The sequence below is a fragment of the Halomonas tibetensis genome, assembly GCF_042643535.1.
GTDB lineage: Bacteria > Pseudomonadota > Gammaproteobacteria > Pseudomonadales > Halomonadaceae > Halomonas > Halomonas tibetensis.
Genome location: NZ_JBHRSQ010000018.1, coordinates 23011 through 38167, shown reverse-complemented (window position 1 = coordinate 38167; position 15157 = coordinate 23011). Strand labels below are relative to the sequence as shown.

Genomic DNA, 15157 nt, shown 5'->3' with positions numbered 1-15157 from the left:
CATCTTGCCAGTCAAAACACGCCGGTATTGCGGCTATTCCACCTCGCGCTGGCGCTCTCGCAGCAACGCCATAAAGGCCTCGGGTGGCGGCAGCGACACCAGGCGTGCCGCAATCGATGAGCTACCCGAGGCCTCGACGGAAAACTTGCGGGCATAGCCAACCGACACCGTGGCGGCCGCCATGTAAACCCCGGTGTTCACCCCACCGGTCACCGATGCGTTCACCGAGGTATCGGTTGTCTCGCTGATGGTGAAGCTGAGCTTTGCCTCTACCGTTGCTTCGGTGTAGGCATAGAAGCTGGGGGTGAAGCCAAGGGACAGCAGGTTGTAAGCCTGTCCGTCGATCTCGACCTCGGTCTCGGCCATGATCCTTGCCATCTCCACCGAATTGCGATCCAGAGCGAACTGGCCCTCGGCGATGGCGAGGCCCAGCTTCTCGATGATCTGCGGCAAGGGGGCCGAGACCAGCGCCTGGGTAGTGCGGGTGGCGGCACTCATGAGCGACGCTCCGACTGCAAGGCACGAATCGCCTCGACGAACAGTTCAGGAGGCGGCACCGAGACCAGCCGCGCGGAGATCTGGCTGTTGCCGGTGACGGCCATGTTGAACTGGCGCGATTCGCGCTTGTCGACGGTGACACCGACTGCCACGGTGGTGTTCTGTCCCTCACGGCTCTCTGTCTGTGCCGAGCGGGTGCGAGTGAACTGCTCGGTCACCGTGAGTCCCTCGCTGCCCGTGAGCGAGAGCGCCTGTGATGAACGACTGAACAAATAGACCTCGAAGGCATCGGTGGCTCGCGACACCTGGACCACATGTCCCAGGCGGCTGGCACGCAGTGACTCCGTGCCATTGATCGCCACGGTGAGGTTGTGCGCATGGGCCTCGGCAGTGCCGACGGCCTGCCCCCCTCCCGCAGCGCCACTGAACGGGAAGTTATCGCCATCAATGGTCACGCTGTTCCCCGACAGGTTCATCGGCTGCGTGGCCCAAAGAAACACGAAACCGTTCTGCGCAGCGGGGCTGGCAATCCGGTCAGGCGACACATTGCTCAGGGTGGCGCCTCCCGTGCTCCTGAGTGACAGCCAGTAGTGGGTGCGGCCGGGAGTAAAGATACGGGTCACACGCCAATCCTGATCAGGCACCCCATCGTCGGCATCGGCATCCGCGGCGCGTCCCTCGCCGCGACTCGCCACAAGTTCAATATTGTCGGGATCGACGCCGTTCTCGACCAGAAAATCGTAGACGAACTGCCCGCGAGCCGTGCCCAACAGCAGGTTGTCCGCCGCGGATCCGACTCGGTCGGTGAGCCCCTCGATGCGCACGGCGGTGCCCATGGCAGCGAAGCCTCGCGCCAGCTCCAGCAAGTGGCCGCGGTGCGCGTCCTCCTGAAACTCCGCCTCGCCGGTGTCGAAGGTGACCCTGAAGGAAGGTTGGTCGTCTGGCCGAGGAGGATGCAGGGTCGTCGAAAATCCGCCCGCCGCGTCGATCTGTGCCTCGACATGGGCCGCATAGGCGGCGAGATCCGCCTGGGCAGTGGTAGACACCGTCGTCTCGCCGTTGAGCACATACTCGGTGGCGGCGTTGTCATGGATGGCGATCAGCCCATTGGCGTGGGGCGTACGCAGAAAAGCCACCGATCGCGGGGTGACCACCACGCGGTCCTGAGGGGCATCGGTCTCGATGACAAGTTCCCGAGTAGGTCGCTGGAAGACCACGGTCTTTATCTCATCCCCGGCCGTCAGCAGGTCGCGCAGGCTGCGCAGGCGCGCCAGCGGGTCCTCGCCGATGGGCACTACCTGGTTGCCCGCCACCGCCAGCGCACCCTGCGAGCTGGCCTGATAGCTCAAACGTGCCTGGCGCATCTCGCTGCGCGTCCCGCTGGCGGTCTCGGTCTCGCTGCTACTGGATTGGCTCGACGACTGGCCGCCGGAATCAAAGCGCGCGTTGGCGGCAAAGCCGAACTCATCGCGCTTGCCGACTTCGAGCCGAAGTTGCAGCGACACCGACACATCGGCGTGCTGATAATGGTAGAAGGCCGGCATCAGCCCCAGCTCCAGCAAGGTGCGTTCACCGAGATCCTCACGGGCCCGCGTAAAAGCCTCCATTTGCTTCACCGAATTCTCATCGAGCGCGGTCTGGGCCTTGGCGATACCAAGCCCGAGTTCCTTGATGAACTCGGCGACGCTGGCGTCCGCCAGCACTTCACCCGGGGTCAAGCCATCGTAATCGGCCATGTCGGCCTCCTTCTCCCTCAGGAGCGTGGTGGGGTAACCTCTTGATGTCGGGGAAATGAACGGCGGTCGACATGCGTCTCGCTCATGCGCGCCAGATCGGGACGCAGGGTGTCGCGGCGAACGGTGTAATAGCCGTGTCTAGCCTGGGCCTCATCGAGGCGCTCGGGCGTCAACGTCAGGGCGCGTGCGCGCCACCCCTGGATCTCCTCGGCCAGGGGCAGGCGACCTGGCCTGGCAATGGCGATTGACTCGGCAAGGCGAAGATCGGCGTCCCTCTCGCGCCCAAGCCTCAACAGCAGCAGAGCCTGGCGCAGCAACAGGGTGGCGTGGTCACGACGCTGCAGGGGATTCGGGGACGGGACCTCGGAAAGCTCGCGACCCGCCGACTCGCATAGCGATAGCGCCGGTTCGAGTCGGCCGGCGCGTTCAAGGCTGTCAAGAATACAGTCGGTATAGTGCCGGGCGAAGGGGCCGGGCGCCGAGAGCGATTGCGCCATGCGCAGGCCCGTGCGGTAACACTCGAGTGCCATGTCGTGATCACCGGCGACGGCGGCCAGCTTGCCGCGCTCAACGATCGACAGATGGGCCAGATGGCGGTTGCTGGTTCTGGTTGACGATTCCACGGGGCTCATACCCTGGCCTCCGTTATCTCGGGTGGGGTATAACGCGTCTTGGCACCGACACCCGACAAGGCCTCGGAGAGGGTTCGAGCCTCGAGATCAGAGAGGTTGGAGGCGATGATGGCCGGCAGGTTCTCGGGAACCGGCATGCCCAGTCGCGTGAGCGTGGCGCACAGAGCGGACCCATCGCGGGCCGACTCGACGCGCAGCCCGGCACGCTCGAAGCCCGCAGGCTCAAGCACCACGTTAAGCCCAACGGCACGCGCCTGGGCAGCCATATGCTCGGCCTCTTTCCGCGGGCATGCGTCGGCAAGCCCCAGGGGCGCGTTAGCCAAAACTCGTGGCGCAAGGTGGGGCGGGATTTTGAAACATGCTTCGAGCACCTGTGCCACCCGGGAATGGGCGAGAGAAACGTCAGCGCCTTTCGATAAGCCATCATCGGCCGGGTAGCGCACTCCGTTGTCACCGTCCGTTCCGGACAGCACCACATCCCAACGCACCAGGTCACGATTCACCAGGCGAAGGTCGTCTCGCCCTCTGATCATCGACCAGACCCGCTTGGCGCCAGCCTGCGACAGACCAACGGACAGTAGGCCATTCGGCCTTGCCGTCGCTGACAGGCCAAGTTCGGCAGCAAGCGGCGCAGGAAGTTGAGCCCCGCGAGCGACGTGCAGATCGAACAGGCTCTCTTCACGCCGTGCCCGACTGACAACCACACCTGGCCCGAGGCGATTGGAGAGACGCTCGCATAGCGCCTCGCCAACCTCGCCGAGGACGACACCCGGCGGCAGCGCCAGCAGCGCGAAGGCTCGATCGACCTTGATACCGAGAAATTCGCCGAGCGCTTCGGCGATGGCGGGCGTACGGGAAGGGTCGTTGACATGCACGGCCACCTCGAAGAGCGGCGTCGGCGGCACTGGCGTGCCGTGAAGCTCGAGACGCACCTCGAGGCCCAGCCCCTCAAGAAGTTCGTGCAGGGCATGGGATGTCACATGATCGAGATCGTCGACCAGAAGGGCGGGAGCCTGGCAAAGAGTTTTGGCCAGCTCGTGCAAAGACCGCGAGAGCCCCCTGGAGAGCACCGGCAACTGGGCCAGTGAGAGCTCTCCAATCGACACCACGATGAGTTGCCACCGAGAATCTGGTGATGCCTTCGCACGATCCATAAGCCCTCCACGACACGTCGTGGGACCGACAAGCAGATGCCGGTACTCTCTGAGCTCACCCTTTCATATGGATATGGTGTCAGGGGTACCAGTCGCTAATCGAAAGCTAGGTCAAGCCGTGGGAACCGTCAAAGAGCATCGCTCGAAGTTGCGAATTGAGAGTTGCGAATTGAGAGTTGCGAATTGCGACAGGTGATCAGCGGACCACCCCGGCTCTCCTCAAGCGCTGAATGTCATCCTGGGTGAGGCCCATCTCGATGAGAATCGAGTCGCTGTCCTGGCCGATTCGCGGCGGGGCCACATCGCTGGTGGCCGACTCACCGTCAAAGCGCAGCGGGTTGGCCACCTGAGGCACGTCCAGCTCGCCTCGCTTCAAGGTGCGATGCAGCTTGCGATGCTGCACCTGGGGGTCGTCGAACACCTCGGTGAGCGTATTGATGGGGCCGGCGGGAATGCCACGGGTCTCAAGCTCGGCGAGCCATTCGTCGCGATCGCGTGTCATGAGGATTGCCTGAATCATCTGCACCAGCACATGGCGGTTGCCGACTCGGGCCGCATTGCTGGCGTAGGCGGGATTCTCGGCCCACTCCGGGTGGCCGAGCAGCTTGGCGAACCGTGCAAACTGGGCATCGTTGCCAACGGTGAGCACCAGGTGGCCGTCGGCACAGGCAAACGCCTGATAGGGCACGATATTGGGGTGGGCGTTGCCGTGGCGCTCTGGGTTCTCTCCGCTGACCAGGGTGTTAAGCGCCTGGTTGGCCAGGGTCGCCACCTGAACATCGAGCAGTGCCACGTCAACATGGCGACCCTCTCCGGTGCGGGCACGCTCCTGCAGCGCCGCCAAAACCCCCACGCTAGCGTAGAGCCCTGTCATCACGTCGGTGATCGCGACGCCGGTCTTCATCGGCAGGCCATCGGGTTCACCGCCAAGGCTCATCAGCCCCCCCATGGCCTGGATCATGAAGTCATAGCCGGCGCGGTGAGCGTAGGGGCCGTCCTGCCCGAAGCCGGTGATCGAGCAGCCGATCAGCCGTGGGTTGATGGCCTTGAGACTCGCATAATCCAGGCCATAACGAGCCAGCCCCCCTACCTTGAAATTCTCCAGCAGGATATCGGCGCCTTCCGCCAGTCGGCGGATCAGCGCCTGGCCCTCCTCCGTGGCGATGTCCACGGCCAGAGACTGCTTGCCGCGATTGGCACAGAGATAGTAGGCGGCGACCTTCTCGACCTGATCCGCCTCGGCAAGCCACGGAGGCCCCCAGCCGCGGGTGTCGTCGCCCCGTTCAGGGTGCTCGATCTTGATCACTCGGGCACCCAGATCGGCGAGCAGTTGGCCAGCCCAGGGACCGGCCAGCACCCGCGACATATCGAGCACCACGATGCCATCCAGCGGTCCGCTCATGTCACGCTCCTTGTCACGGGCAAGATCAACCTGTAAACGCCTGCAGGCCGGTCTGGGCGCGGCCGAGAATCAAGGCGTGGACGTCGTGGGTACCCTCGTAGGTATTGACGGCCTCGAGGTTCATCACGTGGCGAATCACATGGTATTCATCGCTGATGCCGTTGCCGCCGTGCATGTCGCGGGCGACACGGGCGATATCCAGGGCCTTGCCGCAATTGTTACGCTTGATCAACGAGATTGCTTCCGGCACCAGCTGGCCATCGTCGATCATGCGGCCTACGCGCAAGGCGGCCTGCGAGCCCAGGGCGATCTCGGTCTGCATGTCGGCCAGCTTCTTCTGGATCAGCTGGTTGGCGGCCAGCGGGCGGCCAAACTGCTTGCGATCCAGGGTGTAGTTGCGCCCAGCGTGCCAGCACGCCTCGGCGGCACCCATGACGCCCCAGGCGATACCATAGCGGGCACGGTTGAGGCAGGAAAAGGGTCCCTTGAGGCCGGTGACGTTAGGCAGGCGCTGCTCGTCGGAGACCTCCACGTCCTGCATGGCGATCTGGCCGGTGATGGAGGCGCGCAGGCTGAACTTGCCTTCAATCTTGGGCGCAGTGAGACCCGGCATGCCCTTCTCGAGGATGAAGCCGTTGATCACGCCTTCGTCGTCCTTGGCCCACACCACGAAGACATCAGCGATGGGAGAATTGGTAATCCAGGTCTTGGTGCCGTTGAGGCGCCAGCCGTTCTCGGTACGCGTGGCGCGGGTGGTCATACCGCCTGGATCGGAACCGTGGTCCGGCTCGGTGAGGCCGAAGCAGCCTACCCACTCGCCGGTAGCAAGCCGTGGCAGGTACTTCTCACGCTGTTCCTCGCTGCCGAAGGCGTGGATGGGGTACATCACCAGACTCGACTGAACGCTCATGGCGCTGCGGTAGCCGGAATCAACCCGCTCCACCTCACGGGCGACCAGACCATAGCTGACATAGTTGAGCCCGGCGCAGCCATAGCCATCAATGGTGGGGCCCAGCAGACCCAGCTCGCCCATCTCGTTCATGATTTCGCGATGGAAGATCTCGTGGCGGTTCGCTTCCAACACCCGCGGCAGGAGCTTCTCCTGGCAATAGTCATGGGCGGTCTGGTAGACCATACGCTCGTCTTCGGTGAGCTGGTCGATCAGGCGGAAGGGGTCTTCCCAGGTGACGGGGGTGATATGGCTCATGGCGTAGGCTCCGTAGGGCTGATGATGCTTAATTTCTACATTTTGTATGAATGTAGACCATAAAAGCCCAACTGCCAAGCATAAAAAAGGCCCCCCGAAGGAGGCCAGGTGGAGCACGCCAGCTCACTGGTGATTCGCCAAAGCGTTTGACGATCATGTCAATGTTAGTGCGAAGACCGCGCCAAGTAATTATCAATATGTTTATAAACATGATGTTAGATAAAATATCGATCGCAGTCGGGTATTCCAGGCGGCCGACAGTTTGCCGCACTGCACCATACAAGGGCCACGTAGACCCGAAATGCGCCATGGCGTGGCAGGAAAAGGCCAGCACGCGCAGGACGAGTTGGTGATCAAGCCTTCCATCACGCATGCTATCGCTTGCATTCAGTTGCCAGGAGAGACCCCATGACCCAGCTTCGTACAGGCTTCATCGGCATCGGCCTGATGGGCAATCCCATGACGCGCCGTCTGCTCGGCACCGGCGTCGACGTCACCGTGTGGAACCGCACGGCGGCCAAGGCCGACACCCTGCGCGAGGATGGGGCCAGGGTAGCCGCGACCATCGGTGAGCTGGTAGCGGGCGTGGACGTGGTGATGCTCTGCCTGGCCAACACCGAGGTGGTCGAGGCCGTCGTGTTCGGCGAGGGCGGCGTGGCGGAACACGGACACCGCGGCCAGATCCTGATCGACTTCTCCAGCAGCGACCCAGAGGCCACCCGAGAGTTCGCTGGGCGCCTCAAGGATGCGTGCGGCATGCGCTGGATCGACTGCCCGGTCTCCGGCGGCGTGGCCGGCGCCGAGGCGGGCAGCCTGGTGATGATGGCCGGCGGCGAAGCGTCCGAGATCGATGCCATCCGCCCGCTGCTCGCGCCCCTCTCCGCCCGAGTCACCCACATGGGCCCGTTGGGCGCCGGCCAGGTCACCAAGGTGTGTAACCAGATGGTTGTCGGCTGTCAGGCGGCGGTACTTGCCGAGATGGTGGCCCTCGCCGAGGCCAGCGGCGTGGATGCCTCCCGGCTCGTCGAGGCCCTGGCCGGAGGGTTTGCCGACTCGACGCCCTTCCGGATCCTCACCCCGCGCATGGCGAAAAGCGACTTTGACGATCCGCCCTGGCACCTGCGTACCCTACTCAAGGACCTGGACATGGCGGTGGCCCAGAGCCAACGCAGCGGCAGCGCCACCCCCATGAGCGGCCTGGCCGCCCAGCTGATGCGGGCCCATGCCGGACGCGGCCACGCGGAGCACGACCCAGCGATCCTGGTGGAGGCCTATCGCCCCGTCGACGAGGAAGATGGCACATGAGCGAGTCAAGAGTGGTTTACCTCACCGGAGGCGCCCAGGGCATCGGCCTGGGCATCGCCGAGCACCTGCTGACCCGTGGCGACAGCGTGGCGCTGACCGATATCGACGCCGAGGCGTTGGCGGAATGCCGCGAGCGTCTGGGCCATCCCGAGCGGCTGCTGGCCATGGTCTCGGACGTGCGCGACCCGACCCAGGTGGCCGAGAGCCTCGACGCGGCGGTGGCGCACTTCGGCCGGCTCGACGCGGTGATCCACAATGCCGGCCTGGCCGACCCCTTCCAGGGCCCGCTGGAGTCGCTGGATCTCGCCACCTGGCAGGCCTACCTGGACACCAACCTCACTGGGGCGATGCTCTGCGCCAAATACGCCACTCCCCACTTGCGCCGCAGCCGGGGCGCCATGGTGCTGATGGCCTCCACCCGGGCCCTGCAGTCGGAGCCCGACACCGAGGCCTATGCCGCCAGCAAGGGCGGCGTGGTCGCGCTCACTCACGCCCTGGCGGTCAGCCTCGGTCCAGAGATACGCGTGAACGCCATCAGCCCCGGCTGGATCGAGGTCGGCGACTGCCAGAAGGCGTCACGCCGCACACCGGTGGAACATCGCGATATCGACCGCGACCAACACCCGGCCGGGCGTGTCGGCCGCCCGGCGGATATCGCAGCCATGGCGGCCTTCCTGCTCTCCGACGGGGCGGCCTTCATCACTGGGCAGAACCTGGTGGTGGACGGCGGTATGACACGTCGGATGATTTACGCAGAATGAATCAGCAGCGGATTTGTCGCCCCGCCGCCCCTTCCGTACACTCGTTTGACTTTTTTCAACTGCGACCTGCCGAGGCACGACTCCCATGGCGTTTGATTCCACTTCCACCTACGTGGCCACCGAGGCCTTGAAACAGGCGGTCAACGCTGCCGTGACCCTTGAACGCCCGCTGCTCATCAAGGGCGAGCCGGGCACCGGCAAGACCCTGCTCGCCGAGGAGCTGGCGGCCTCTATTGGCACAAGGCTGATCACCTGGCATATCAAGTCCAGCACCAAGGCGGCCCAGGGGCTTTACGAGTACGATGCGGTCAGCCGTCTGCGCGACTCCCAGCTGGGGGTGGAAGGCGTGGAAAACGTCGCCAACTACATCAAGCCCGGCAAGCTGTGGGAAGCCTTCACCGCGGGCGAGCGGGTGGTGCTACTGATCGACGAGATCGACAAGGCGGACATCGAATTCCCCAACGACCTGCTCCAGGAGCTGGATCGCATGGAGTTCCACGTCTTTGAAACCGGCGAGACCATTCGCGCCCGGCATCGCCCGATCATCGTCATCACCTCCAACAACGAGAAGGAGCTCCCGGACGCTTTCCTGCGCCGCTGTTTCTTCCACTACATCGAGTTTCCCGATCGCGAGACCATGCAACGGATCGTCGATGTGCACTTCCCCGACATCGCCCCGAAGCTGGTGGGCGAAGCCCTGGAGGTGTTCTTCGAGTTGCGCCAAGCGCCGGGACTCAAGAAGAAGCCCTCCACCTCCGAACTGGTGGACTGGTTGAAGCTTTTGATGAGTGATGAGCTCGCCCGGGAGGCGCTCTACCACCGCGACCCGGTCAAGGCGATCCCACCGCTGGCCGGGGCACTGGTGAAAAATGAACAAGACACGCAGCTATTGGAACGATTGGCCTTCATGCTGCGTCGCCAGGGCAACCAGAGGCGCTGAATCATGTTTATCGGCCTGTTCGAGACCCTGAAGCGTGCCGGCGTGCCGGTGTCGCTTCGCGAACTGCTCGACCTCCATGCGGTAGTGGAGCGCGGCGTGGTATTTGCCGACATGGAGGCTTTCTACCGGATCGCACGCACGGTCATGGTCAAGGATGAGCGCCACTTCGACCGCTTCGATCGCGCCTTCGCCGCCTGGTTCGAGGGGTTGGAGAACCTGGACGCGGCCATCGAAGCACTGATCCCCGACGACTGGCTGCGCCGCGAGTTCGAGAAGCAGCTATCCGAGGAAGAGAAGGCCCAGATCGCGTCCCTGGGCGGACTCGAGGCGCTGATCGAGACCTTCAAGCAGCGCCTGGAAGAGCAGAAAGAGCGTCACGCCGGTGGCAACAAGTGGATCGGCACCGGCGGCACCAGCCCTTTCGGCGCCTATGGCTATAATCCCGAGGGCATCCGCATCGGCCAGGATGGCTCGCGCCATCGGCGCGCGGTAAAGGTGTGGGACGAGCGACGCTTCCGCGACTACGACGATTCCCTGGAGCTGGGCACCCGCAACATCAAGATGGCGCTGCGCCGACTACGAAAGTTTGCCCGCCAGGGGGCCGCGGAGGAGTTCGACGTCGACGCCACCATTCGCGAGACGGCTCGGGACGCCGGCCTGCTTAACGTGCAGATGCGCCCGGAGCGCCACAACTCGGTGAAGGTCCTGCTGCTGCTCGACGTAGGCGGTTCCATGGACGATCACGTCCGCACCTGCGAGGAGCTCTTCTCGGCGGCACGCTCGGAGTTCAAGCACCTGGAGGCCTATTACTTCCACAACTGCGTCTACGAAGGGCTGTGGCGAAACAATGCCGAAGACCGAGCCCGCCGGCACGGCGAGCGCATCCCCACCCTGGACGTACTGCACACCTTTGGTGCCGACTATCAGGTAGTGATCGTCGGGGATGCCGCCATGTCGCCCTACGAAATCACCCACCCCGGCGGCAGCGTCGAGCACTTCAACGACGAGGCCGGCGCGGTGTGGCTCAAGCGACTGGTGGACAAGTTCCCACACCTGGCGTGGCTCAACCCCATGCCGCAACGCACCTGGGAGTTCACCCATTCCACCCAGCTGATCCGTCGATTGATCGACGAGCGCATGTACCCCATGACCCTGGAAGGGCTGGAAAACGCCATGCGGGAGCTGGCTCGGTAGGCATAGCAGGCATTGATAGCCCCTTGGGGCCGTTTCATGGCGTCATACTTCGCTGTCGTTACAAGTTGGCGATGCCAGCCATGCGCACCAGCGCCAGGGCCTCATCTAGGCTCTCCACCTCCTCGACCCTCAGCAATTCGCTGTCCAGGCTGACCGGTTTGCCGCTCTTGTCCGAGAGCAGTCGCTCCAACGAGGCAACGTCCATATCATTTTCCAGCTTGAGCGAATCTATGCCTGCGGCGTTGTGTCCGCTGGGCAGATAGATGGTGCCGTTGGAGAAGTCCACCGCGTAGGCGATCACGCCAGGCAAGATGAAGAACAGCAGGCCGACGCCGTTGGCAATCGCCACCACCGGGTCGATGCGGCCGCTCATCTGTCCCTTGCGTTCGGGGTGGAAGAGCGTGCCACAGCCCACCAGGGCGGTGATCGAGACACCGAGAACAAGGCCTTTCAGGCCGCGACGCAACAATGGGGTCATGCGGTAATCTCCATAGCATCAAAGGCATCGGCACCTGCCACTTGCATTCCGGACCGGCATCGCCAGGCAAAATCAATCTGAGCTTATCACATGCTCGTTAAGCGCCCACCACACCCGAGGCCGGGGGCCTAGACACAGAGGCTACCGGGCAATGGGGCTTTCACGGACGGCTTTTGCCGCGCCTGGCGCTTGGCCGTACAATGCGTCAACTGCCGCCGTCCTGGCGGACCGACCCTTTGACGAGCCCGAGGAAACGCCGGACCCATGCGCGCCACTCAACTATTGATCGCCACCCTCAAGGAAACGCCTGCCGACGCCGAGGTCATCAGCCATCAGCTGATGCTGCGTTCAGGCATGATCCGCCGCCTCACCTCCGGCCTCTATACCTGGCTTCCGCTGGGGTTGAAGACGCTACGAAAGGTCGAGCGCATCGTCCGCGAGGAGATGGACCGCGCCGGCGCCCAGGAGGTGCTGATGCCGGCCGCGCAGCCCGCCGAGCTGTGGCAGGAGTCCGGCCGCTGGGAGCAGTATGGCCCTGAGCTGCTGCGCCTCAAGGATCGACACGACCGTGACTATTGCGTCGGCCCCACCCACGAAGAGGTGATCACCGATCTGGTGCGCAAGGAGATCGCCAGCTACAAGCAGCTGCCGGTCAACTTCTACCAGATCCAGACCAAGTTCCGCGACGAGATCCGTCCGCGCTTCGGGGTAATGCGCTCCCGCGAGTTCATCATGAAGGACGCCTATTCCTTCCACGTCGATGAGGCCTCGCTGAAGGAGACCTACCAGGCGATGTACGACGCCTATACGCGGATCTTCACCCGCCTGGGCTTGGACTTCCGCCCGGTGATCGCCGACAACGGCGCCATCGGCGGCACCGGCTCCCACGAGTTCCACGTGCTGGCCGACTCCGGCGAGGACGACATCGTCTTCTCTACCGAGTCTGATTACGCCGCCAACATGGAGAAGGCCGAGGCGCTGCCGGCGCCGCTTGGCACTCCCCCCGAGCGCCCCGCTCCCGGTGAGGCCCTGCGCCTGGTCGATACTCCCGATGCGAAGACCATCGCCACCCTGGTGGCACAGCACGGCCTGCCCATCGAGAAGACCCTCAAGACCCTGATGGTGCACGGCGCCGAAGGCGGCCTGATCGCCCTGCTGGTGCGCGGCGACCACGAGCTCAATGAGGTGAAGGCCGAGAACCTGCCTCAGGTAGCCGCGCCGCTGACCATGGCTAGCGAAGAGGAGATCCGCGCCGCGGTGGGCGCTGGCCCTGGCTCGCTGGGCCCGGTGGGCCTGGAGATGCCGATCATCATCGATCGCAGCGTGGCCCTGATGAGCGACTTCGGCGCCGGCGCCAACGTCGACGGCAAGCACTACTTCGGCATCAACTGGGAACGTGACCTGGCGCTGCCCGCGGTCCATGACATCCGCAAGGCGGTGGAGGGCGACCCCTCGCCGGATGGTCGCGGCACGCTGGCCATCAAGCGCGGCATCGAGGTGGGCCACGTCTTCCAGCTGGGCTGCAAGTACAGCCAGGCGATGAACGCCACGGTGCTGGGCGACGAAGGTCGTGCCATTCACCCGTGGATGGGCTGCTATGGTATCGGTGTGACCCGGGTCGTGGCCGCCGCCATCGAGCAGAACCACGACGACGCCGGCATCATCTGGCCGGATGCCATCGCGCCATTCCACATCGCGCTGGTGCCGATGAACGCCCACAAATCACAGCGGGTGCGCGAGGAGTCCGAGAAGCTCTACGCCGAGCTGACCGAGGCAGGCTTCGAGGTACTGCTGGATGACCGAGACCTTCGCCCGGGAGCCAAGTTTGCCGACCATGAGCTGATGGGCCTGCCCCATCGTCTGGTCGTCGGCGACCGCGGCCTGGACAAGGGTGAACTGGAATACAAGGGACGCCGTGACAGTGATGCCACCATGCTACCCGCAGAGCAGCTACTCGATTTCCTGCGCGAGCGCATCAGCCGCTGACGCACGCGGCGGCATGAAGTGCTGCCTCGCCGCCGGGCTGGCGTTGCTTTGCCTGGCCGTCGCCTCCACGGCGGCGGCCAGGGATGAGGATGACACCTTCCTGGCCTCCCTGGAGGCCGATAGACGCCCACTGGTGATCCAGGCGCTTCCGACCACACCCGCCTCACTGCGCACCACCCTCGACGACAGCCTCTCCCTCACCCGCGACCCGGCCGAAATCTGGGCGGCACGCCAGTGGCAAAACGCCATGGAGCCGTCGGTTGCGCGCTTCGTTAAAGATGATGCCTTGCGCGGCGAACTGCTGCAGCGGGTCTTTCTTGAGGCCCGGCTGGCCCGACTTCCCCCGGAGCTGGTGCTGGCTGTTATACAGGTGGAAAGCGCCTTCAGGGCCGATGCCGTCTCCTCTGCCGGCGCAGTAGGACTGATGCAGATCATGCCGTTCTGGATTCGCGAACTGGGCCTGCCCGCCGACGACCTCAAGGACCCGTGGCGCAACCTGCGCTATGGCACCACGATACTTGCCCACTACCTGGCGGTGGAGCGCGGCGACTTTACCCGAGCCCTGGCCCGCTACAACGGCAGCCTGGGCAAGACCTGGTACCCGGAGCGCGTAATGCGTGCCTGGCAGCGCCACTGGCGTGGGCCGGCGAATAGCGGCCGGGTCACTGTGCAGCGGTGATGGACATCGCGGGGCTTACCAGCCCCGCGCCAGCAAGCTCCACAAGCAGGGCCTGTACATCGTCGAGTACCCTGGCCGACGGCTGCCCGAAGTGCTCGCCGATCAGCTCGGAAAGCTCCTCTGGCGACAGCGGCTCATGGCGTAGCATCTGCCAGATCAGACGCCCGGTGGCGTTGAGCCGGTGAATCGCCCCGCTTGTGGCATCTACCAGGAAGAGCTCCTCGCCCAGCGGATAATCGAGCACGGCCTCCTCAGGTGCCCAGGGCCCAGCGGCCAGGGGCGCCGCCTGTGTCGCAGGCCTGGACGCCAGGCGTATCTCGTGCAGCGTCGCCGGCAACGGCCCGGCCAGGGCATCGCCCAGCGCCCTGGCCGCTGCCAGTGGCTCCGAGTAGCGCAGCAGCAAGCAGGGAACCTCGCCCATTAGCGGCAGGAAGCGCTCCACCATCGTCTCGCTTCTGGCGTCATGGGCGAAGTTCTGGCATAGAAGCTGCAAAAGCCCCTCACCCGGCGCCAGCGGCAGGATCTCGGGGATCATTAGCCCCACTTCCCGCTCGAACAGCACCAACGCGCCCAGCGGAGCCTCCTCCCCGTGGGCCGCGAGTTGGCTCTGGGGAGGCATCAGATAACGATAGCGATCATCCTCGGGGCCGGCATGGCGCGTCGCGAAGTCGATGAGGCCCGGATCGAGGCTGTCCGGTAATGGCAGCCGCAGTCGCGGCGCGATGCCCAGCCCTCGCCCGAGGCCCTCAGGTGTCAGTGCCAGCACATCATCGCCGAACACCCGATAGCCGGCGGCGGCAAAGGCGGCGGTCAGGGTGCTCTTGCCGGCTCGGTGCGATTCGGGAAAGACCACCAGTCGCCCTGCCACTTCGGCCGAACCACAGTGCAGCCCGATGCAGTCCGGGTGCCGGTCGAAGTACTCTCCGACCAGGTCGGCGATCAGGCTGCAGACGGCCTGGGCGGGAGTGGTCAGGAAGAGACCGTCCGGAAGAGCCGGCGAGTGCTGGCAGTATCCCTCTCCGTCACGGTGCAGCCGGATAGTCGTGGGCGAGACATCGGCCTTGATGACCTCTACGGGCCATCCCGGCATTGCCTCCTGCAGGGCACTCAGCACCTCGGGGCAGCCTGCCAGGTGCAGCACCGGGCCAAGGCCGGGGAGTGAGAGATCCCACGACACGCCCGACG

Annotated in this window: 14 protein-coding genes; 6 read left to right on the top strand and 8 right to left on the bottom strand. The window is 64.6% G+C overall.

The window, feature by feature from the left end; genetic code table 11:
* Window positions 1-33: 33 nt before the first annotated feature.
* The 6 genes from ACFODV_RS13545 to ACFODV_RS13520 form a co-directional block, all read right to left on the bottom strand.
* Window positions 34-498 carry a hypothetical protein gene (locus ACFODV_RS13545; protein WP_379760302.1) on the bottom strand — a complete coding sequence of 155 codons (465 nt, stop codon included), beginning with the start codon at window positions 496-498 and terminating at the stop codon, window positions 34-36.
* On the bottom strand, window positions 495-2234 hold the full coding sequence (locus tag ACFODV_RS13540; RefSeq protein ID WP_379760300.1) for an OmpA family protein: 1740 nt from the start codon (window positions 2232-2234) through the stop codon (window positions 495-497). The genes ACFODV_RS13545 and ACFODV_RS13540 overlap by 4 nt, the downstream gene beginning before the upstream one ends.
* Before the next feature lie 17 nt (window positions 2235-2251).
* Window positions 2252-2866: a hypothetical protein gene (locus ACFODV_RS13535; RefSeq protein ID WP_379760298.1), complete on the bottom strand. Its 615-nt coding sequence runs from the start codon at window positions 2864-2866 to the stop codon at window positions 2252-2254.
* Window positions 2863-4020 carry a hypothetical protein gene (locus tag ACFODV_RS13530; RefSeq protein ID WP_379760296.1) on the bottom strand — a complete coding sequence of 386 codons (1158 nt, stop codon included), beginning with the start codon at window positions 4018-4020 and terminating at the stop codon, window positions 2863-2865. The genes ACFODV_RS13535 and ACFODV_RS13530 overlap by 4 nt, the downstream gene beginning before the upstream one ends.
* Window positions 4021-4216: 196 nt before the next feature.
* Window positions 4217-5422 carry a CaiB/BaiF CoA transferase family protein gene (locus ACFODV_RS13525; RefSeq protein ID WP_379760294.1) on the bottom strand — a complete coding sequence of 402 codons (1206 nt, stop codon included), beginning with the start codon at window positions 5420-5422 and terminating at the stop codon, window positions 4217-4219.
* Window positions 5423-5447: 25 nt separating this feature from the next.
* On the bottom strand, window positions 5448-6629 hold the full coding sequence (locus ACFODV_RS13520; protein ID WP_379760292.1) for an acyl-CoA dehydrogenase: 1182 nt from the start codon (window positions 6627-6629) through the stop codon (window positions 5448-5450).
* A 408-nt stretch (window positions 6630-7037) separates the two neighbouring features.
* Here ACFODV_RS13520 and ACFODV_RS13515 point away from each other — a divergent pair, with 408 nt between their 5' ends.
* The 4 genes from ACFODV_RS13515 to ACFODV_RS13500 all read left to right on the top strand — a co-directional run bounded on the left by ACFODV_RS13515 (window position 7038) and on the right by ACFODV_RS13500 (window position 10829).
* Window positions 7038-7934 (top strand): NAD(P)-dependent oxidoreductase, encoded by an 897-nt coding sequence (locus ACFODV_RS13515; protein WP_379760290.1) that lies wholly within the window; start codon window positions 7038-7040, stop codon window positions 7932-7934.
* Window positions 7931-8695, top strand: a complete 765-nt coding sequence (locus ACFODV_RS13510; RefSeq protein WP_379760288.1) for an SDR family oxidoreductase — start codon at window positions 7931-7933, stop codon at window positions 8693-8695. The genes ACFODV_RS13515 and ACFODV_RS13510 overlap by 4 nt, the downstream gene beginning before the upstream one ends.
* A gap of 85 nt (window positions 8696-8780) precedes the next feature.
* Complete coding sequence (locus ACFODV_RS13505; protein WP_379760286.1) at window positions 8781-9635, top strand: AAA family ATPase; 855 nt, start codon at window positions 8781-8783, stop codon at window positions 9633-9635.
* Between the two features lie 3 nt (window positions 9636-9638).
* Window positions 9639-10829 carry a vWA domain-containing protein gene (locus ACFODV_RS13500; protein ID WP_379760284.1) on the top strand — a complete coding sequence of 397 codons (1191 nt, stop codon included), beginning with the start codon at window positions 9639-9641 and terminating at the stop codon, window positions 10827-10829.
* 58 nt (window positions 10830-10887) lie between these two features.
* Here ACFODV_RS13500 and ACFODV_RS13495 read toward each other — a convergent pair whose 3' ends face one another.
* Window positions 10888-11307: a hypothetical protein gene (locus ACFODV_RS13495; RefSeq protein WP_379760282.1), complete on the bottom strand. Its 420-nt coding sequence runs from the start codon at window positions 11305-11307 to the stop codon at window positions 10888-10890.
* Window positions 11308-11571: 264 nt separating this feature from the next.
* Between ACFODV_RS13495 and ACFODV_RS13490 the strand changes: the two genes are divergently transcribed.
* A complete protein-coding gene (locus ACFODV_RS13490; RefSeq protein WP_379760280.1) occupies window positions 11572-13293 on the top strand; it encodes a proline--tRNA ligase in 1722 nt (573 codons plus the stop codon).
* Between the two features lie 13 nt (window positions 13294-13306).
* Entirely contained in the window at window positions 13307-13972 is a 666-nt protein-coding gene (locus tag ACFODV_RS13485) for a lytic transglycosylase domain-containing protein (RefSeq protein ID WP_379760278.1), read from the top strand.
* On the opposite strand, the gene ACFODV_RS13480 is transcribed toward ACFODV_RS13485, so the two are convergent.
* Window positions 13956-15149, bottom strand: a complete 1194-nt coding sequence (locus ACFODV_RS13480; protein WP_379760276.1) for a PqqD family protein — start codon at window positions 15147-15149, stop codon at window positions 13956-13958. The genes ACFODV_RS13485 and ACFODV_RS13480 overlap by 17 nt on opposite strands.
* Between the last annotated feature and the right edge of the window lie 8 nt (window positions 15150-15157).

Bases quoted from the DNA above. Each gene is read 5' to 3' on its own strand.
- ACFODV_RS13545 (WP_379760302.1), bottom strand. From the start codon at position 498: ATGAGTGCCGCCACCCGCACTACCCAGGCGCTGGTCTCGGCCCCCTTG.
- ACFODV_RS13540 (WP_379760300.1), bottom strand. From the start codon at position 2,234: ATGGCCGATTACGATGGCTTGACCCCGGGTGAAGTGCTGGCGGACGCC.
- ACFODV_RS13535 (WP_379760298.1), bottom strand. From the start codon at position 2,866: ATGAGCCCCGTGGAATCGTCAACCAGAACCAGCAACCGCCATCTGGCC.
- ACFODV_RS13530 (WP_379760296.1), bottom strand. From the start codon at position 4,020: ATGGATCGTGCGAAGGCATCACCAGATTCTCGGTGGCAACTCATCGTG.
- ACFODV_RS13525 (WP_379760294.1), bottom strand. From the start codon at position 5,422: ATGAGCGGACCGCTGGATGGCATCGTGGTGCTCGATATGTCGCGGGTG.
- ACFODV_RS13520 (WP_379760292.1), bottom strand. From the start codon at position 6,629: ATGAGCCATATCACCCCCGTCACCTGGGAAGACCCCTTCCGCCTGATC.
- ACFODV_RS13515 (WP_379760290.1), top strand. From the start codon at position 7,038: ATGACCCAGCTTCGTACAGGCTTCATCGGCATCGGCCTGATGGGCAAT.
- ACFODV_RS13510 (WP_379760288.1), top strand. From the start codon at position 7,931: ATGAGCGAGTCAAGAGTGGTTTACCTCACCGGAGGCGCCCAGGGCATC.
- ACFODV_RS13505 (WP_379760286.1), top strand. From the start codon at position 8,781: ATGGCGTTTGATTCCACTTCCACCTACGTGGCCACCGAGGCCTTGAAA.
- ACFODV_RS13500 (WP_379760284.1), top strand. From the start codon at position 9,639: ATGTTTATCGGCCTGTTCGAGACCCTGAAGCGTGCCGGCGTGCCGGTG.
- ACFODV_RS13495 (WP_379760282.1), bottom strand. From the start codon at position 11,307: ATGACCCCATTGTTGCGTCGCGGCCTGAAAGGCCTTGTTCTCGGTGTC.
- ACFODV_RS13490 (WP_379760280.1), top strand. From the start codon at position 11,572: ATGCGCGCCACTCAACTATTGATCGCCACCCTCAAGGAAACGCCTGCC.
- ACFODV_RS13485 (WP_379760278.1), top strand. From the start codon at position 13,307: ATGAAGTGCTGCCTCGCCGCCGGGCTGGCGTTGCTTTGCCTGGCCGTC.